Raw genomic sequence first — 18,407 nt, 5'->3', positions numbered from 1 at the left:
ACGGTCCGAGGAGGCGTTGTGTCGATGATCACGGTTACCCGCGAGGTCGCCGCTACCCCCGACCGGGTCTGGGCGGTGATCACCGATCTGGAACGCACCGCGGAGGTGATTCGCGGAATCACCCGCCTGGAGCGCTTCGACAACGGCGCCGGATTCACCGTCGGCACCACATGGCGCGAAACCCGGGTCATGTTCGGTAAAGAAGCCACCGAGACCCTGACGGTCACCGCGCTGGTGCCCGGCCAGACCTACACCACCGAAGCCGATTCGCACGGCACCCATTACCGCTCCATCTTCACGCTCACGGCAAAAGGTCAGAACACGCTGCTGGCCATGGGTTTCGAGGGTAAGCCGCACGGCAAGGTCACGCGCACAGCCGCTTTCATCGGTAGGCTCTTCGAAGGCCCCACCCGCCGCATGCTGCAGCGTGATCTCGACGATATCGCCAAGGCCGCGGAATCCGCTGCTGACTGAGGGAATGCGATGTCGCACACAGGTTTTGCCGGTCGTCGGTATGTGATCACCGGGTCCGCTTCCGGTATCGGCGCGGCGACCGCCGCCTTGCTGCGGGAGCGCGATGCCATCGTCGTCGGCTGCGATCTGGACAACGCCGAGATCCAGGCCGACTTGTCCACCCCCGCCGGTAGGCAATCGCTGATCGAGCAGGTGCGCGGGCCGATCGACGCCGTGCTGGCCATCGCCGGAGGCGGCAAAACCGGTCTGCTGGAAACGAATTACTTCGGGGCGGTGGCGACCTTGGCCGGGCTGCGGCCGTTGTTGGCGCAGAGTCCGGCGCCCCGCGCGGTGGCGGTGTCGTCGACCGCCTCGCTGGCCCCGGCCGACGAGCGCATCGTGCAGGCCTGCCTCGACGGCGACGAGGCCACCGCGGTCGCCTGTCTCGCCGCTGATCCCGCCGCCGCCGGTGCGACCGGCGGCTACGGGATCGCAAAGCGCGCACTGAACCGCTGGGTGCGCAGAGTTGCCCCGACGCGGGAGTGGGCCGGTTCCGGCATCGCCCTCAATGTCGTTGCACCCGGCGTCGTCGACACGCCTGCCGCCGCCTATATTCTCGCCGACCCCGAGATCCGCGCCGCCGTCGAAACCACTGCGCCGCAACCGTTCGGCGGCTTTCCCGGCCGGCCCGAATGGGTCGCCGAGCTCATTTGCTGGCTGTCCAGCGCCGACAACCGATTCGTCACCGGCCAGATCGTCTTCGCCGACGGCGGTTCCGAGGTATCAGCCCTCGGCGATCACCATTGGCGGTGAGCCACCGGTCAATTCGCCGGAGGGCGCAGGTCGAGTAGCTGTTCGAAGAAGCCGCCGATGTTGTTGGCCTGGTCGATGAGGTGGATTTCGAGGATCCAGTGGCAGTGGCGCTCTTTGGGATCGAGGCGGCGCATCGGCAGCGTGGAGCCCGGGGCCACGTACGAGGTGACCTGGGTGCCGGAAATCTGTTTGTGCGGGAATTCGCCGACCAGATGACCCGCGATCTCGGCGGTGAAGCCCCAGCCCTGGGTGGCGGCCTGGTCGACGACGAAATGATAGAGCTGGTCGCCGGTGATATCGGGGTGCGCTTCGAAGTAGGCGCGGCCCTGCTCCCACAGCGGTTCGAGCGCGTCGCGCAGGGCCAGTTTCGCCGGGTCGTCACCGAGTACGTAGGTGCGGCCGAAATCGGCTTCCCATTCCTCGAAGATGGGGCCGAAGTCGAGGAAGCAGATGTCGTCGGCTTCGATGACCCGGTTCGGTGGTTTGGCGCTGTAGGGCTCGAGCGTGTTCACCCCGGAACGCACGATGCGCTTGTGCCAGAACCGCCGGGTCCCGAACATCTCGTTCGCGAGGTCGCGTACCGCGTCGCTGACTTCCGACTCGGTCGCGCCCGCCGCGATGATTCCCCGCGCCACCACTTCATCGAACAAAGCCACCGCATTGGCCTCGGCCGCCAGCAGGGCTGAAACCCGCGACGCCTCGTCCACACCCACCGTCTCCATGATTCGACCCTAACCCGTCGCGCACCGTCCGGTCTGTACGCAGCGGGCGCACGCACGAAACGTGCTTCACCTGCCACGGCCACGCACAAAATATGCTTCGGTGGCCCGCTCGGCGCACCATACGCTCAGCCGGTGTGCGTCGCGGCGCCGGAATCGGGTACGCGGCGAATATGAGCGGACCAGAGATGGATCGGGCGACGGCCGAATCGAAGCTGGAAGAGGCGGATTTCGCCGACGAGCACACCAAGGCCACCCATGCCGACGAGCACCCGTCCGGCGCCGATGTGGAGACCGACGAATCGACACCGGACGGACACGCGGGAATGGACGGTTAGAGCCGGCGCACCCTGGCCTGCCAGGCGGCGAGTTCGACGGCGGTGCCCGCGGGCAGGTCGAAGCCGGTGTCCTGGCCGAGTACCGACGCGGTGACCGTGCCGTGGTACTTCGAGGGCTGTAGATCCTCCAATTCCCAGCCTTCGCTGAAGGATTCACGGATCAGGGTGTCGCTGATCCGGGGGCCGAAGCCGGGCTCGACGTCCGAGAGCGCCAGGATGTGGACCGTTCCGCCCGGCTTGCAGAGCGCGTGCAGGCTGCGCACGTAGGCGGCGCGGTTCTCCGGTTCGGTGCCGAAGATGTGGAACAGTGCGCTGTCCACGATGGTGTCGTAGGTCGGCGCCGCCTGTGCGTCGCCAAGGGTGAGCAGATCCGCAGCCTCGAAGCGCGCGGTCGGAACCCCTTGTGCCGCAGCATTTCTCCGGGCGTATTCGATTGCGCTGGGCGACAGGTCCATGCCGACCACGTCGTACCCGAGCTCGGTCAGCAGGATGGTGTGTTCACCCGCGCCGCACCCGGGATCGAGCACCCGCCCTCGCACCCACCCCGCGCGTTCCAACTCCACGATCGCGGGCTGCGGCCGTCCGATCAACCACGGTGCCGCATCGTCGTCGTAAACCGCATTCCATTGCTCGACAGATTGAGTCATGTCCCCACTATCGGACCTCAACCGCACTCGAGGTCAACGGCCGAAAATCGCTGGAGCGAGGGCGAAACGGTTTGTACCGTGACTCGGCATGGGCTACGAACATCCGCTGGCGTACCTGCTCGGCCTCGAAGGTATCGCGTTGTTGCGATCGTTCACCGGCGCGCACGATCGTGACTTCGTGGCAGCCCGGATAGCCGAGGTCCGCGACCTGCTGGCGGACGAGACGTTGATCGATGCCGCCGTCGAGGTCGAGCGGGTCGACACGGTGACGGGGTACCGGCTCTGGTCGGCGCGGTACGACGAGCCTGGGAACGCGGCTTTCGATATCGACACCCCCGTGGTGCAGCGGCTCGTCGGCGCATTGCCCGTCGGCGCGGTCCTCGATGCCGCCTGCGGGACCGGGCGGCATGCCGGATGGCTGGTCGAACGCGGCCATCAGGTGATCGGGGTGGACAGCTCACCCGAGATGCTCGACAAGGCGCGGGCCCGAGTGCCGCAGGCAGAGTTCCGGGCGGGTGATCTGCACGACTTGCCGGTCCCCGACGACGCGGTCGATCTGGTCGTGTGTGCCCTTGCGCTGAACCACAATTCGGCGCTGGAGCCGATCCTCGCAGAGTTCGCCCGAGTGCTGCGGCCGGGCGGGCATCTGGTGATCGCCGATACGCATCCCGATGCTGTCGCGTTCGGCTCGGTGCCCACGGTGCGCGACAGTGCCGGACAACCCGGGCGCCTTCCGGTCTACCGCTACCTCGTCGGTGACTACCTGCGTGCCGCACTGCCGCTCGGGTTTCAGCTCCGGCACTGCGAAGAACCGGTGTTGCCGAACGGATCCACCACCGCACCGGCCGAAGACCCTGGCCCCTGGGATGTTTGGCCGTGGTCCCTGGCCGCCATGGTGCCCGAGGCCGCGCAGGCTGCGCGGGCAGGCGTGCCCGCCCTGCTCATCTGGGATTTCCAGCTGAGCGCAGACTGACCGGCGGGCTCGCAGGTGCGGCGCGGTGCGAAACCGCAAGCCGGACCGGCACTTCGAGCCCGCCGGGGGTGCGTCCGGTCAGGCGACGGCGACCAGGCGGGCGGCGTTCGCGGCTTCGTCGTCCGCCGCCTTGTTGGCGGCCAGTTCGGCCTGGACACGATCCCGGTACCTGGTGAGTTCGCGCTCGGCGTCCGCGGTGTCCCAGCCGAGGTACGGGCCGATCAGGAGCGCGACCTCGGGTGCCGCGAGCAGTCCGCGATCGGATGCCTCGATCGAGATCCGGGTGCGGCGGGTGAGCACGTCGTCGAGATGCAGTGCGCCCTCGTGGGTTACGGCGTACACCACCTCGGCGGCCAGGTACTCCTCGGCGCCGGGCAGCGCTTCGGCCAGGGCCCGATCCGCGGCGATCAGCTCGAACAGGTCGTGCGCGCCGGAACCGTAACGGCCGAGCAGGTGCTCTACCGTGGCCTTGGGCAGGCCGACGCGCTGCGCCAGGCTGTCCAGATCGGCGCGCATTTCCTGGTAGCCCACCGCACCGAGGATCGGCAGCTTGTCGGTGACCGACGGTGCGACGGCGCGGCCGAGACCCTTGACCGCGGCGTCGACGACGTCGGCGGCCATCACCCGGTAGGTGGTGTACTTGCCGCCCGCGATCACGAACAGGCCCGGGACCGGCTCGGCCACTGCGTGTTCCCGCGACAACGTGGAGGTGTCGCTGGACGCGCCGGACAGCAGCGGACGCAGCCCGGCGTAGGTGCCGACGATGTCGTCACGGGTCAGCGGCTCGCGCAGCACCGCGTTCACGTGGTCGAGGATGTATTGCACGTCGGCGTTGCTCGCGGCCGGATGATCCTTGTCCAGCGACCAATCGGTATCGGTGGTGCCGATGATCCAGTGGTTGTGCCACGGGATCACGAACAGCACGCTCTTCTCGGTGCGCATGATCAGGCCGGTGTCCAGGTCGAGCCGCTCGCGCGGCACCAGGATGTGCACACCCTTGGACATCCGCACGTGGAACGGGAACTCGACGCCGGTCATGCGGTTCATCTCGTCGGTCCAGACGCCGGTCGCGCTGATCACGCGACGGGCTCGCACGGTGTGTTCGCGGCCGGTCTCCAGATCGGTGACCTGCGCGCCGATCACCCGCTCGCCGTCGCGCAGCAGCCCGGTGACCTTGGTGCGGGTCAGCACTGTGGCACCGTGCTGGGCCGCCGTGCGCGCGATCATCATGGTGTGGCGCGCGTCGTCGACCTGCGCGTCGAAGTAGCGGATCGCGCCGGTCATCGAATCCTCGCGCAGCGCGGGCGCCAATTCCAGTGCGCGCGTACGGCTCAGGTGCCGGTGCATGGGCAGCGCCCGCGCACCGCCGATGGTGTCGTACAACGCGACTCCCGCACCGATGTAGGCGCGCTCCCAGACCCGGTGTTGCAGCGGCAGCAGGAAGGACACCGGGCGGACCAGGTGCGGGGCCAGCTTGTTCAGCAGCAGGCCCCGCTCCTTCAATGCCTCACGCACCAACCAGAAGTCGAGCTGTTCGAGATAGCGCAGTCCGCCGTGGATGAGCTTGCTGGAACGACTCGAGGTGCCCGCGGCGAAATCCCTGGCCTCCACCAGGGTGACGCTCAGGCCGCGGGACGCGGCGTCGAGCGCGGCACCGGCGCCGACCACGCCGCCGCCGATCACCAGCACATCGATTTCGTTGTCGCCCAGGGCATCAACCGCGCGGGCGCGGTAGCTCGGATCCAATCTCGCGGACATTGCATTCTCCTTCTTCGGTGATAAGTCGCCAAGCGCCGACGAGCTACTCGTCGACGTCGATCCAGTCGAGGGTGCGCGCCACGGCCTTCTTCCAGCGGGCGTAGCCGCGTTCGCGCTGTTCCTCGGTTCCGGTGGGGTTCCAGCGCTTGTCCTCGTGCCAGTTCTGCACGAGTTCGTCTGTGCTGCTCCAGAATCCGACCGCGAGGCCGGCCGCGTAGGCGGCGCCGAGCGCGGTGGTCTCCGCGACGACCGGGCGCGACACCGGGACGCCGAGGAAGTCGGCTTGCAGCTGCATGCACAACTCGTTGGCGGTGACGCCGCCGTCCACCCGCAGCACGTCGAGCTGCACGCCGGAGTCGGCCTGCATGGCCTCGACGACGTCACGGGTCTGGTAGCAAATGGATTCCAGCGTCGCCCGCGCCAGGTGGGCGTTGGTGCTGAACCGGGAGAGTCCGACGATCGCGCCGCGCGCGTCGGAACGCCAGTACGGTGCGAACAGCCCGGAGAAGGCGGGCACGAAGTACACCCCGCCGTTGTCCTCGACCTGCCGGGCCAGCGATTCACTTTGCGACGCACCGGAAATGATGCCCAGCTGGTCGCGCAGCCACTGCACCGCCGAGCCGGTCACCGCGATCGAGCCCTCGAGCGCGTACACCGGCTTGTCGTCGCCGAGCCGGTAGGCGACCGTGGTGAGCAGGCCGTGTTCGGAGCGCACGATATCGGTGCCGGTGTTGAGCAGCAGGAAGTTTCCGGTGCCGTAGGTGTTCTTCGCCTCGCCCGGCCGGAAACACACCTGGCCGACCGTGGCCGCCTGCTGATCGCCGAGCACGCCCGCCAGCGGCACCTCGCCACCGAACGGGCCGTCGGCCCTGGTCTTTCCGAACAGTTCGGGGTTCGACGACGGGGCGATGGCGGGCAGCATCGAACGCGGAATCCCGAAGATGGACAACAGTTCGTCGTCCCAGTCCAGGGTCTCCAAGTTCATCAGCATGGTGCGGCTGGCGTTGGTCGGATCGGTGACGTGCACGCCGCCGTCGACCCCGCCGGTCAGGTTCCACAGCAGCCAGCTGTCGGTGGTCCCGAAGATCGCCTCGCCACGCTCGGCCGCCTCGGCGACACCGGCGACGTTGTCCAGGATCCAGCGCAGCTTGCCGCCGGAAAAGTAAGTGGCGGGCGGCAATCCGGCCTTGTGCCGGATGGTGTCGCCGTGGCCGGCTCGCTCCAGTTCCGCCGCGATGCGATCGGTGCGGGTGTCCTGCCAGACGATGGCGTTGCAGTACGGGCGGCCGGTGCGGCGGTTCCACACGACGGTGGTCTCGCGCTGGTTGGTGACGCCGACCGCGGCCAGATCGCTCGCCTGCAGATCGGCCTTGGTGAGCGTGCTCTGGATGACCGCGCGGGTGCGCTCCCAGATCTCGGTCGGGTCGTGTTCCACCCAGCCGGCCTGCGGCAGGATCTGCTGATGTTCGAGCTGGTGGCGGGCGATCTCGTTGCCGCTGTGATCGAACACCATGAAGCGGGTGCTCGTGGTGCCCTGGTCGATGGCGCCGACATACTGGGTCATCGGTGGTCCTTTCGGGGAAAGCTGTGGAAAGAGAAAGGTATTCAGAAAAGGACCTGTGCGGCCAGACCCGCGAGCACGCCGCCGAGCAGTGGGCCGACGATGGGCACCCAGGCATAACCCCAGTCGGAGTTCTTGCGGCCCGGCAGATCGGTGGGGCCCGGATCGGCCCTGAGCTCGGCCGCGCCGCCGCCGACGGTGGCGGGCTCGCGCACCGGCCGGACCGCGGCGCCCTTGCTCACCGGCAGCAGCGCGTGCGCCAGCCGCGGCCCGAGGTCGCGCGCCGGGTTGATGGCGTAGCCGGTGGGCCCGCCGAGCGAGGCGCCGATGCCGACCACCAGCAGCGCGGCGGCGAGCGGGCCGAGGCCGGTGGCGGTGTGGCCCATGGCCAGCAGCACCAGCACGAGCGCGAAGGTGGCGATCACCTCGGTGGCGAAGTTCCAGGACAGCCCGCGGATCGCGGGGCCGGTGGCGAAGACGCCCAGCTTCTTCTCCTCGTCGGTCTCCTCGTCGAAGTGTCGCTTGTACGCGACGTAGGCGAGGTTCGCGCCGACGAAGGCGCCGACCAACTGACCGAGAATGTAGGCGAGCGTGGTGGCGACGGTGATCTCGACGCCGGCCGTGTATTCGTCCGCGCCGCTGGCCAGCACGCCGATCGTGTACGCAGGGTTCAGGTGACCACCCGTTTTGTAGGCGACGTAGACACCGGCGAGCACGCCCAGACCCCACCCGAAGTTGATCAACAGCCAGCCGCCGTCGAAGCCCTTGGATTTGGTCAGCAATACGTTCGCGACTACGCCGACACCGAGTAAGACCAGCATCCCTGTGCCTAGTGCCTCACTCAGGAAGATCGAGCCGAAGTTCATCGTTGAGTCTCCGTTCGCCCGTGGTCGCCCCACGCGACCCTGCGCATCGAGACGTTACGACCCGGCCGCGAACCCGGACATAGTGCGCGTTCGACAATGCCGAACGGTGGGCCTGGCTGCCCCCAGCTGCTGCCGCTAGTGTCCGGGGGCCGAGGAAGCGGGCATGACGCACGTCACACTGAGCGCCGGGAGTGTTGCTGTTTGTTCACCGTATGTTCGACATTGTCGAATCCGGCAGCTAGTTTCGGGGCATGCCCGGACCGATCCAGTCGATCGAGCGAGCGGCGGCCATCCTGCGCCTGCTCGCCCGCGGCGCAGGCCGGCTCGGCGTCGGCGAAATCGCGGGCGCGCTCGGTCTCGCCAAACCCACCGCGCACGGAATCCTGCGCACGCTGCAAGGCGTCGGTTTCGTCGAGCAGGATCCGGCGACCGGTAAGTATCAGCTCGGCGCGGCCCTCGTACACCTGGGCACCAGCTATCTGGATGCCAACGAATTACGTTCGCGCGCTATCAACTGGGCCGATGCCCTGGCGGCGCGCACCGGCGAAGCCGTGCGCATCGGCGCGCCGGTCGACGGAAGCGTGGTGGTGGTGCACCACGTCTTCCGCCCGGACAACTCCGAACAGGCGCTCGAACTGGGCGAACTGCTCCCGCCGCACGCGACCGCGCTCGGCAAGGTGCTGCTTGCCTACGACGCCGATCTCCTGGCGGACATGCGCGGCACCGACCTGCCCTCGCTCACCCGGCGCACGATCGTCGACCGCACGGTCCTCACCCGGACGCTCGCCGCGGTCCGGCAGGCGGGCTGGGCGGGCGACACCGAGGAATACCGGCCGGGCGAGGCGGGCATCGCGGCGCCGATCCGCTCGCACGGCGGGCTCGTGGTGGGTGCCATCGGCATCAGCGGACCGGTCGACCGGCTCTGCGACGCGCAACTACGACACCGGGCCGCCATGGTCGGGCAGGTACGCGACGCCGCGCACGCGGTCTCGCGGGATCTGGGCGGCGGACACTGACCCACTGACTCATCGCAGGAGAGGACGCGGATGACCCAACGTTTCGTGCTGGCGATCGATCAGGGCACCACCTCCACCAGGTGCATCCTGTTCGATCAGCGCGCTCGCCTGGTCGGCGTCGCGCAACGCGAGCACAAGCAGCACTATCCGCGACCGGGCTGGATCGAGCAGGACGCGATGGAGATCTGGCGCAATGTCGATCGGATCGTGCCGCACGCCCTGCGGGACTCCGGCATCGCCGCCGAACAGGTGGCCGCCCTCGGCATCGCGAATCAGCGCGAGACCACGGTGGTGTGGGACCGGCGCACCGGCGCACCGATCCGGCGAGCCATCGTCTGGCAGGACGTGCGGACCGAGGACCTGGTCCGCGAGTACGAGGAAAGGCCTGGCGCACACCGCATCCGGGAGCTGTGCGGGCTGCCGCTGGCCAGCTACTTCGCGGCGCCGCGGCTGCGCTGGCTGCTCGATTCGATTCCCGGGCTGCAGGAACGGGCCGAACGCGGTGAGGTGCTGTTCGGCACCATGGAGACCTGGCTGATCTGGAATCTCACCGGCGGCGTCGACGGCGGCCTGCACCTGACCGATGTCACCAACGCCAGCCGCACTCTGCTGATGAACCTCACCACGCTCACCTGGGATCCGGAGCTGCTGAGCTTCTTCGGTATTCCCGCGGCCATGCTGCCGCGGATCCAGCCCTCGACTGCGTCCTACGGCACCACCCGCCGGGTCGTGCCCGGTATCCCGATCGCCGCCGCGCTGGGTGATCAGCACGCCGCGCTGTTCGGCCAAACCTGTTTCGCGCGTGGGGAAACCAAGTGCACCTATGGCACGGGCGGGTTCCTCATGATGAACACCGGTCGCGAACTGGTGCAGTCCTCGCACGGTCTGCTCACCACCATCGGCTACCAGATCGGCGACGAGAAGCCGGTATACGCGCTGGAGGGGCCGATCGCGGTGACCGGCTCGCTGGTGCAGTGGGTGCGCGACAACATCGGCCTGGTCACCAGTGCCCCGGAGATCGAAACCCTCGCTCGCACCGTGCAGGACAACGGCGGCTGCTACATCGTGCCGGCCTTCTCCGGGCTCTACGCGCCGCACTGGCGCAGTGACGCGCGCGGTCTCATCGCCGGTCTCACGTCCTATATCACCAAGGGCCACATCGCGCGTGCCGTGCTGGAGGCGACGGCGTGGCAGACCCGTGAAGTGGTCGACGCGATGAACGCCGACTCCGGCTTACAAGCCCGCGCCCTGCGCGTCGACGGCGGGATGACCTCGGACAACTTGCTCATGCAGATCGTGGCCGATGTGCTGGATCTGCCCGTCATGCGCCCGTTCGTCGCCGAAACCGTCTCGCTCGGAGCCGCTTACGCCGCCGGTCTGGCCGTCGGCTACTGGCCGGACCTGGAGGGCCTGCGCAACAATTGGCGCCTGGCCGCCCAGTGGGTCCCGCAGATGGACCCGCTGCACCGCGCCGACGAATACGAGAACTGGCAGCGCGCAGTGCAATTGACTTTCGGCTGGCTCCGTCCGAAGCACCGCCGCGATGAAGCGCGAACGCCATGATCATCCGGCGTCGGCGACCGGCCTGCGCAGCGAACCGGAGATATTGGACCTGATCCTGGCCGCGGCCCGGCGCAGGCCATTGCCCTCGACGCCCGCTTCGAGTTCGAGGCGCAGGCGCGCGTTGTGCAGCGCGGTGCGCAAACCCGTTGTCGCATCGGAGAGTTCGGCCACCGCCAGCGCGGCGCCGGTCTGAAACTTCTTCTCGGACGCGGTTTCCGGCGCATCATCGGAGGTGGCGATCAGCCAGCGGTCCGGCACCGCGAGCTTGTGAATGGTGCGCATGGTGAGCAGATACTGCCGCAGCAACGAGCCGCTGGTGTAAGGCAGGTCGTACTTGTCGCAGAGAGCGCGAACCCGGGTGGCGACCTCGGCGTAGCGGTTGCTAGGCAGATCGGGGAACAGATGGTGTTCGATCTGATAGCAGAGGTTTCCGCTGGCGAAGGCGAGCATCGGTCCCGCATCGAAGTTCGCGGTGCCCAGCATCTGCCGCAGATACCATTCGGATCTGGTCTCATCGGTCAGCGCCGCGGGCGTGAATTTCTCCGCGCCGTCCGGGAAATGCCCGCAGAAGATCACCACGTAGGCCCAGGCGTTGCGCAGGACATTGGCGGCGATGTTCGCGGTGAGCGCACGCCGCCAGCGCTTTGCGCTCAACGCGGGAAACAGTACGTAGTCCTTGACCGCCTGGCGTCCGACTTTGCGCAGGAAAGCCTTTGTCAGCGCGGACTTCTCGGCCTTGGTCTCGACGCGGTCGCGATCGGCGTACAGGCCGTGCAGGCCGATGCCCCATTCGAAAGTGGTGGCCAGGATCAGATTCTGCAGCGGCTGCAACAGATGCTCGCGCTTCCACTCCTGGTCCCTGGTCACCCGCATCACGCCGAAACCGATGTCGTCGTCCATGTCGATGACGTTGGTGTAGACGTGATGGCGGAAGTTGTGTGAGTACTTCCACTGGGCGGACAGCCCGACCATGTCCCATTCCCAACTGGTGGAATGGATTTCCGGATCGTTCATCCAATCCCATTGGCCGTGTGAGACATTGTGGCCGATTTCCATGTTCTCGATGCTCTTGGCGGCGGCCAGCGACACCGTGCCGAGCAACCACGTCGTCCGGTTACGGTTTACCGCGATCAGCAGGCGGGCCGCGATGTCCAGGGCCCGCTGGAAGCGGATGGTGCGCCGGATATAGGCCGCGTCGCGGCCACCGAGCGATTCGCTGGTGTCCCGGTGGATCGCGTCGAGCTCGGCGCCGAGCGACTCGATGTCCTCCTTGCTCAGATGCGAATACACGGCAATATCGGTGATGGCCATAGGTCCTTCTCGGCTGATCGCCGCCCAGCGCAGGGGACGCCGGACCGGCCGCCGATGCGCGTCTCGATCGGCGTTGCTCGGAACTCGAGCTGGGATGGTCGGAGATTGAGAGCCGACGTCGATAATTCCTACCTCGACGCTACCACCGCTGGGGCGACGGTAGGCGCAACAGCAGGCGGATGCGAGACAAACGGCACGTGGCGGCCGCGAATCACGCGTTCCGGCAGGGGAATTTCGACACCACGGTGGGGATCATGCGAGGTTCTGGGCGCAGAGAGGGTTGAATAGAGGGGATCGGCTATTGGCGGCCGATCGGAGGAGGCTCGACGAATGAGTCAGGAAAGCGGGCAAGGGTCGGGGCTGTTCAGCCACGACACCATTCCCATTCAGGTGTATAAGCCTGCCGAGAGCAGTGAAGTACATCATCAGCCGGTGTTCAGTAGGGCCGAGGACGGCTCCGGTTCTGTTGTCGGGGAGGTCGCTCCGCCGCACGCCTGACGCCGGACATGACGCGCGAGCCCCCGCAACTCCCCAGGAGATGCGGGGGCTCGAGCCGTTCCTGGGGCCGGCTTTCGAACTAAGTGAATCATCGATAGTGTATTTTAGGTCGCTGACCTGGAACTTTCGTGATTCTCGTGATGCTCATCGCATTGTGCTGTTCAATAAGTGAACAGTCGCTAGTCAATGTTGATGGGACAGACATGAGCAGACGTGCAGTCGTGGCGGGCGTGGGAATGATCCCGTTCACCACCCCGAGCCGCAGCGAGACCTACGACGTCATGGGCACCAGGGCGGCGCGGGCCGCACTGCTCGACGCCGACCTCGACTACTCCCGTATCCAGCAGGCCTACGCCGGCTATGTCTACGGTGATTCGACCTGCGGGCAGGCGGTGATCTACGGCCTCGGCCAGACCGGTATCCCGGTGATCAACGTCAACAACAACTGCTCGACGGGCTCGTCGGCGTTGTTCCTCGCGCGCCAGGCGGTCGAGTCCGGCGCGGCGGAGGCGGTGCTGGCGGTCGGTTTCGAACAGATGCAGCGCGGTGCGCTCGCGCGTGGCTACGCCGACCGGCCGAGTCCGTTCGCCCGCTTCGACGAGGTGATGGACGAGATCCAGGAACGCGACGAATCTCCTTTCGCCGCACAGATGTTCGGCGGTGCGGGGCGGACCTACGCCGAGCGCTACGGCACCGCGCCGGAGACTTTCGCGAAGATCTCGGTGAAATCGCGCAGGCATGCGGCGAACAATCCGTTCGCGGTCTTCCGCGACCCGCTGACGGTCGGTGAAGTGCTCGCCTCCCCGCACATCTACGGTCCACTGACCCGTTTGCAGTGCTGCCCGCCCACCTGTGGCGCCGCCGCGGCGGTGCTCGTCAGCGAAGAGTTCGCCGCAGCCAACGGCATCGATCGCTCGGTCGTGATCCGGGCGCAGGCGATGACCACCGATTTCCCGTCCACTTTCGAGCAGAAGGACATGACGAAGATCGTCGGCTACGACATGACCAAGGCTGCGGCACACCAGGTTTACGAAGCCTCCGGTGTCGCGCCGACCGATATCCGGGTGGTCGAACTGCACGACTGCTTCACCGCCAACGAGTTGCTCACCTACGAGGCGCTCGGTCTCACGCCGGAGGGGACCGCGGAGAAGTTCGTCAACGACGGTGACAACACCTACGGCGGACGGGTGGTCACCAATCCCTCGGGTGGCCTGCTCTCCAAGGGGCATCCGCTCGGTGCGACCGGACTCGCGCAATGCGCCGAGCTGGTCTGGCAATTGCGCGGCGAGGCCGAAGGCCGTCAGGTCGCCGACGACCTGAAAATCGCGCTGCAACACAACATCGGCCTCGGCGGCGCGGCCGTGGTGACCCTGTACGAGAAGGTGAGTTGAGCCCATGCCCGTAGACCCGACCGTGATCGGCAAGCAGTTGCCGCCGAGCACCCTGACGGTGGAGGCGGGGCGGCTGCGCTTCTTCGCCAAGGCGATCGGCGAGACCGATCCGATCTACACCGATCTTGCCGCCGCGCAGGCGGCGGGCTATCCGAATCTGCCGGTGCCCCCGACCTTTCTGTTCGGCATCGAGCTGGACAGCCCGGATTCGTTCGGCTGGCTCGGCGATCTCGGCGTCGATCTGCGCCGGGTGCTGCACGGCGAGCAGTCGTTCGTCTATTACGGCACCGCGGTGGCGGGCGACGTGCTGACCGCCACGCCGACCATCGGCAACGTGTACAGCAAGAAGGGCGGCGCACTGGAGTTCATCGAGAAGACCTCCACCGTGACGCGAGCCGACGGCGCCCTGATCGCCGAGCTGAAATCCGTGATCGTCGTACGCAATCCGGAGGTCACCGCGGCATGACCGGCCTCGCATCCATCGAAGTCGGCACCGAGTTGCCGCCGCTGCGCCTCGCGCCGATCACCCGAACCACGTTGGCGCTGTTCGCCGGTGCCTCCGGCGATCACAATCCGATCCACATCGACCTCGACGTGGCGAAGTCAGCCGGGCTCGACGACGTGTTCGCGCACGGCATGTTGTCGATGGCCTATCTGGGCAGGCTGGTCTCGGATCGGTTCGGCCCGCGGGCGATCCGCGCGTATCGCGTGCGTTTCGCCGCGATCACGCCGGTGCACGCCCAGCCGACCGCGACCGGCAAGGTCGTCGCGATCGATGAGGTGGACGGCGAGCGCCGCGCCACCCTGGAACTGGCCGTCGTGCTCGCCGACGGCACTGTCACCCTCCTCGGCGACGCCGTCGTCGCACTCTGAAAGGATTTGCAGCACATGGGAACTCTGGATGGCAAGGTCGCCATTGTGTCCGGCTCCGGCCGCGGGATCGGCCGGGAGATCGCGCTGAAGCTCGCGCGCGAGGGCGCGCGGGTGGTAGTGAACGACCTCGATCCGGAACCGGCGAAGCAAACCCTCGCGGCCATCGAAGCCGCAGGCGGACAGGCGGTTTCGTGCATCGGCAGTGTCACCGAGGAGGGCTTCGCCGAGCGGTTCGTGCAGACCGCGGTGGACGCGTTCGGCGGGCTGGACATCATCGTCAACAATGCCGGCTACACCTGGGATTCGGTGATCCAGAAGATGACCGACGAGCAGTGGGACGCCATCCTCGACGTGCATCTCAAGGCCCCGTTCCGAATCCTGCGGGCCGCGCAGCCGGTGATCGCCGCGGCCGCGAAGCGGGCCAAGGAGGCGGGCGAGCCGGTGCCGTGCCGCAAGGTGGTCAATATTTCCTCGCTGGCCGGCACGGGCGGCAATGCGGGACAGGCGAACTACTCCTCGGGCAAGGCCGGGATCATCGGTCTCACCAAGGCCCTGTCCAAAGAATGGGGCCGCTACAACGTGACCGTGAACGCGGTCGCGTTCGGCCTGATCAAGACCCGGCTCACCGAGGCGCCCGCGGGCACCGGCGGCACGATCGACGTGGCGGGCAAGGAGATCAAGGTCGGCGTCAATCCGAACCTGCTCGCCGCGATGGAGCAGATGGTGCCGCTCGGGCGCGGCGGGACGCCGGAAGAGGCGGCGGGTGCGGTCTACCTGTTCTGCATTCCGGAATCGGATTACGTCAGCGGGCAGACCCTGGTCTGCGGCGGCGGCTTCAACATCTAGGACGACGATGTATCTGACCCAATCGCTGCACCGCACGCTGCAGCAGCACCCGGATCGCGTGCTCACGGTTTTCGGCGACCGCGTGCGCACCGTTGCCGAATCCGCCGATCGCATCGCGCGATTCGCGGGCGCACTGGCCGAACTCGGTGTCCGGCGCGGCGATCGGGTCGGCATCCTCGCGCTGAACTCCGACCGCTACTACGAATACCTTTACGCGGTGCCCTGGCTCGGCGCCGCGGTCAACCCGGTGAACATTCGCTGGAGCCCGGCGGAGATCGTCTACTCGCTGCGCGAATCCGATACCAGGGTGCTGCTCGTCGACGACGCGTTCGCTGCCCTGATTCCGCAACTGCGGCAAGAGTTTCCGGGCCTCGCGACGGTGATCTTCTGCGGCGACGGCCCGACACCCGACACCGCGCTGAACTACGAGACACTGGTCGCCGACCACACTCCCGTCGCGGACACCAGAACCGGCGGCGACGAGCTGGCCGGTGTCTTCTACACCGGCGGCACCACCGGGCACCCGAAGGGGGTCATGCTCAGCCACGACAACATGATCATCTCCGCGCTCGGCAGCTGTGCCGTGGGAGATTTCGTCACCCCGTACGGCACGGTGCTGCACGTGGCACCGATGTTCCACCTCGCGGATATCGCCATGTGGGTCGCGGGCAATCTGGTGAACGCGTCACACGTCTTCGTGCCGATGTTCACGCCGGGCGGCGTGTTGCAGGCGATCGGTACGCACGGCGTCACCAATATGCTGTTGGTGCCGACCATGATTCAGCTGCTGGTCGACGATCCGGCGGTCGCGGATTTCGATCTCAGCGGTGTCCGCACGGTCACCTACGGCGCTTCGCCGATCTCGGAGGCGGTACTCGGCCGCGCCCGCAAGGTCTTTCCGATGGCGGGGTTCACCCAGGCGTACGGCATGACCGAGCTGGCCCCCGTCGCGACGCTGCTGGGACCGGCCGAGCACGACGACCCGGTGCTGCGGCGCTCGGCGGGCCGGGCGACGCCGCACGTCGAGGTCCGCATCGTCGATGCCGACGACAACGAGGTGCCGCGCGGCGAGGTCGGTGAGGTGGTCGTGCGCGGCGACAACGTCATGCTCGGCTACTGGAATCGGCCCGAGGACACCGCGGCCGCGGTTCGGGGCGGCTGGATGCACACCGGCGACGGCGGCCGGATGGACGAGCACGGCTACGTCTTCATCGTGGACCGGCTCAAGGACATGATCATCACCGGTGGGGAGAACGTCTACTCCGCCGAGGTGGAGAACGCCTTGGCCGCGCACGCCGCCGTCGCCTCGTGTGCGGTGATCGGTGTGCCGGACGACGAGTGGGGCGAACGGGTGCACGCCGTCGTCGTGCTGCTGCCCGGTGCGCAGGCGGCGGAAGAGGAGCTGCGCGCGCACTGCAAATCGCTGATCGCCGGGTACAAGGCGCCACGCACGGTAGAGTTCGCCGAGGCTTTGCCGGTCTCGGGTGCCGGTAAGATTCTCAAGCGCGAACTGCGCAGGAAGTATTGGGATCCGGACGCGAGTCAAGTGTCCTGAGGGAGCGAAATCGTATGGTGAGCGGGCCGGACCTGGTCCGTCCGGCCCGTGGCACCAGGCCGGCGAACCGGCGTGCACTGATCGTTGCCGCTGCCGCGGATCTGTTCTGTCGCAACGGATATGCCGATGTCGGGATGGGTGATGTGGCCGCGGCCGTGGCGATGGGCCCCTCCGCGCTGTACCGGCATTTCCGCGGTAAACAGAGCTTGCTGGCCACCGTGGTGGGGGAGGCGCTGGCCGCGTTCGCGGAGGCGGTCGACGCCGCGGCGGCACAGCCGGACGAGATCGGCGCCACGCTCGCGGCGACCATGCTCGCCCGCCGCGATGTCGGGGTGCTGTGGCGCCGCGAGGCGCGCCACCTGTCCGTCGACGACCGAGCCGAATTCCGGGCCACCGCGCGCCACATCGGTGCCCGCCTCGCCGGGCTCATCGCCGCTCGCCGCCCCGACCTGACCCCGGCGGCCGCGGATCTGCTCGCCTGGTCCGCGCTCGCGGTCGCGAACAGCGTCTCGTTTCACAGCCTTTCGCTGCCCGAGCCCGAATTCGGCACACTGCTCGGCGAACTCGTCGACTCGGTGGTCCATGCCCCACCGCCGGTATTCGGCGAGCTTCGCGATCTCGAGCGTGACGCCACGCCGCTCGCTGCGCTGGACCGCCGGGAAGCGATTCTCACCGAGGCGACGAAGCTGTTCGCGGCACGCGGTTTCGCGAGCGTTCGGATGGACGAGATCGGCGCCGCCGTCGGCATCGCGGGTCCCAGTGTCTACAACCATTTTCCGGGCAAGGCCGATATCCTGCTCGCGGCGATCGTGCGCGGGGACGAATGGCTGCGCCGCGACCTGCACCGGGCGCTGGCGCAGGCCGCCGGCCCGCGTGACGCGCTCGAACGACTACTCGCGAGCTACAGCGCTTTCGTTTTCGAGAACCCACATCTGATGCAGACGCTCGTCTCGGAGGCCCGGCAGCTGCCCGAGGCCGACCGCAGGCGCGCGAAGGCGGCGCAGCGCGCCTACATTGCCGAGTGGGTGCATCTGCTCCGTCGGCTTCGACCGGAGTGGGAGCCGATTCCCGCCCGCATCAGGGTGCAAGCCGCCCAGTCGATGCTGAACGACCTGGCCTCGACCCGGCAGGTGCGGGCCTACCGTGACGTCGACACGGTGGCGGCGACGATCGCCGCCGAGGTCCTCGGACTGCCTGGCCCCGGCCGCTGATTCAGCGTCCGCGGG

Annotated in this window: 18 protein-coding genes; 12 read left to right on the top strand and 6 right to left on the bottom strand. The window is 67.7% G+C overall.

The window, feature by feature from the left end:
* Positions 1–24 precede the first annotated feature (24 nt).
* Both NBRGI_RS48325 and NBRGI_RS35650 read left to right on the top strand, forming a co-directional pair.
* Entirely contained in the window at positions 25–474 is a 450-nt protein-coding gene (locus NBRGI_RS48325; RefSeq protein WP_029901575.1) for an SRPBCC family protein, read from the top strand.
* 9 nt (positions 475–483) lie between these two features.
* The gene (locus NBRGI_RS35650) at positions 484–1,266 is read left to right on the top strand and encodes an SDR family oxidoreductase (RefSeq protein WP_036562078.1); all 783 of its coding nucleotides are present in this window, start codon (positions 484–486) and stop codon (positions 1,264–1,266) included.
* An 8-nt stretch (positions 1,267–1,274) separates the two neighbouring features.
* On the opposite strand, the gene NBRGI_RS35645 is transcribed toward NBRGI_RS35650, so the two are convergent.
* Entirely contained in the window at positions 1,275–1,988 is a 714-nt protein-coding gene (locus NBRGI_RS35645) for a M24 family metallopeptidase (RefSeq protein ID WP_029901573.1), read from the bottom strand.
* Between the two features lie 170 nt (positions 1,989–2,158).
* Here NBRGI_RS35645 and NBRGI_RS48320 point away from each other — a divergent pair, with 170 nt between their 5' ends.
* Entirely contained in the window at positions 2,159–2,323 is a 165-nt protein-coding gene (locus tag NBRGI_RS48320; protein WP_156055173.1) for a hypothetical protein, read from the top strand.
* Here the strand turns inward: NBRGI_RS48320 and NBRGI_RS35635 are convergent.
* Entirely contained in the window at positions 2,320–2,970 is a 651-nt protein-coding gene (locus NBRGI_RS35635; protein WP_029901571.1) for a class I SAM-dependent methyltransferase, read from the bottom strand. The two genes, NBRGI_RS48320 and NBRGI_RS35635, sit on opposite strands and share 4 nt — an antisense overlap.
* A gap of 88 nt (positions 2,971–3,058) precedes the next feature.
* Between NBRGI_RS35635 and NBRGI_RS35630 the strand changes: the two genes are divergently transcribed.
* Positions 3,059–3,943: a class I SAM-dependent methyltransferase gene (locus NBRGI_RS35630; protein ID WP_029901570.1), complete on the top strand. Its 885-nt coding sequence runs from the start codon at positions 3,059–3,061 to the stop codon at positions 3,941–3,943.
* A 78-nt stretch (positions 3,944–4,021) separates the two neighbouring features.
* Here the strand turns inward: NBRGI_RS35630 and glpD are convergent, their stop codons facing one another.
* Genes glpD through NBRGI_RS35615 form a run of 3 tightly spaced genes read right to left on the bottom strand, consistent with a single transcriptional unit; the run spans position 4,022 to position 8,128 of the window.
* A complete protein-coding gene (gene glpD, locus NBRGI_RS35625; protein ID WP_029901569.1) occupies positions 4,022–5,701 on the bottom strand; it encodes a glycerol-3-phosphate dehydrogenase in 1,680 nt (559 codons plus the stop codon).
* A gap of 43 nt (positions 5,702–5,744) precedes the next feature.
* On the bottom strand, positions 5,745–7,265 hold the full coding sequence (glpK, locus tag NBRGI_RS35620; protein WP_029901568.1) for a glycerol kinase GlpK: 1,521 nt from the start codon (positions 7,263–7,265) through the stop codon (positions 5,745–5,747).
* Between the two features lie 41 nt (positions 7,266–7,306).
* Positions 7,307–8,128, bottom strand: a complete 822-nt coding sequence (locus tag NBRGI_RS35615; protein ID WP_029901567.1) for an MIP/aquaporin family protein — start codon at positions 8,126–8,128, stop codon at positions 7,307–7,309.
* Between the two features lie 251 nt (positions 8,129–8,379).
* Here NBRGI_RS35615 and NBRGI_RS35610 point away from each other — a divergent pair, with 251 nt between their 5' ends.
* Positions 8,380–9,144 (top strand): IclR family transcriptional regulator, encoded by a 765-nt coding sequence (locus tag NBRGI_RS35610; RefSeq protein WP_029901566.1) that lies wholly within the window; start codon positions 8,380–8,382, stop codon positions 9,142–9,144.
* A gap of 30 nt (positions 9,145–9,174) precedes the next feature.
* On the top strand, positions 9,175–10,707 hold the full coding sequence (glpK, locus tag NBRGI_RS35605) for a glycerol kinase GlpK (RefSeq protein WP_029901565.1): 1,533 nt from the start codon (positions 9,175–9,177) through the stop codon (positions 10,705–10,707).
* Here the strand turns inward: glpK (NBRGI_RS35605) and NBRGI_RS35600 are convergent, their stop codons facing one another.
* On the bottom strand, positions 10,708–12,018 hold the full coding sequence (locus NBRGI_RS35600; RefSeq protein WP_029901564.1) for a fatty acid desaturase family protein: 1,311 nt from the start codon (positions 12,016–12,018) through the stop codon (positions 10,708–10,710).
* A 701-nt stretch (positions 12,019–12,719) separates the two neighbouring features.
* Between NBRGI_RS35600 and NBRGI_RS35590 the strand changes: the two genes are divergently transcribed.
* From NBRGI_RS35590 to NBRGI_RS35565, 6 genes are read left to right on the top strand one after another with little or no spacing between them, the layout of a single operon-like run.
* Positions 12,720–13,907 (top strand): lipid-transfer protein, encoded by a 1,188-nt coding sequence (locus NBRGI_RS35590; protein ID WP_029901563.1) that lies wholly within the window; start codon positions 12,720–12,722, stop codon positions 13,905–13,907.
* A gap of 4 nt (positions 13,908–13,911) precedes the next feature.
* Positions 13,912–14,373, top strand: a complete 462-nt coding sequence (locus tag NBRGI_RS35585; protein WP_029901562.1) for a MaoC family dehydratase N-terminal domain-containing protein — start codon at positions 13,912–13,914, stop codon at positions 14,371–14,373.
* A complete protein-coding gene (locus NBRGI_RS35580) occupies positions 14,370–14,780 on the top strand; it encodes a MaoC/PaaZ C-terminal domain-containing protein (protein ID WP_029901561.1) in 411 nt (136 codons plus the stop codon). Before NBRGI_RS35585 ends, NBRGI_RS35580 begins: the two co-directional genes overlap by 4 nt.
* Before the next feature lie 15 nt (positions 14,781–14,795).
* Entirely contained in the window at positions 14,796–15,626 is an 831-nt protein-coding gene (locus tag NBRGI_RS35575) for an SDR family NAD(P)-dependent oxidoreductase (RefSeq protein WP_029901560.1), read from the top strand.
* A gap of 7 nt (positions 15,627–15,633) precedes the next feature.
* Complete coding sequence (locus tag NBRGI_RS35570; protein ID WP_029901559.1) at positions 15,634–17,181, top strand: long-chain-fatty-acid--CoA ligase; 1,548 nt, start codon at positions 15,634–15,636, stop codon at positions 17,179–17,181.
* Positions 17,182–17,195: 14 nt separating this feature from the next.
* The gene (locus tag NBRGI_RS35565) at positions 17,196–18,392 is read left to right on the top strand and encodes a TetR/AcrR family transcriptional regulator (protein WP_029901558.1); all 1,197 of its coding nucleotides are present in this window, start codon (positions 17,196–17,198) and stop codon (positions 18,390–18,392) included.
* Positions 18,393–18,407 lie beyond the last annotated feature (15 nt).

Source organism: Nocardia brasiliensis IFM 10847, from assembly GCF_000710915.1.
Classification (GTDB): Bacteria; Actinomycetota; Actinomycetes; order Mycobacteriales; family Mycobacteriaceae; genus Nocardia; species Nocardia brasiliensis_A.
Note: the sequence above shows the minus strand (reverse complement) of the source record. Positions and strands in the feature narration are given on the sequence as shown.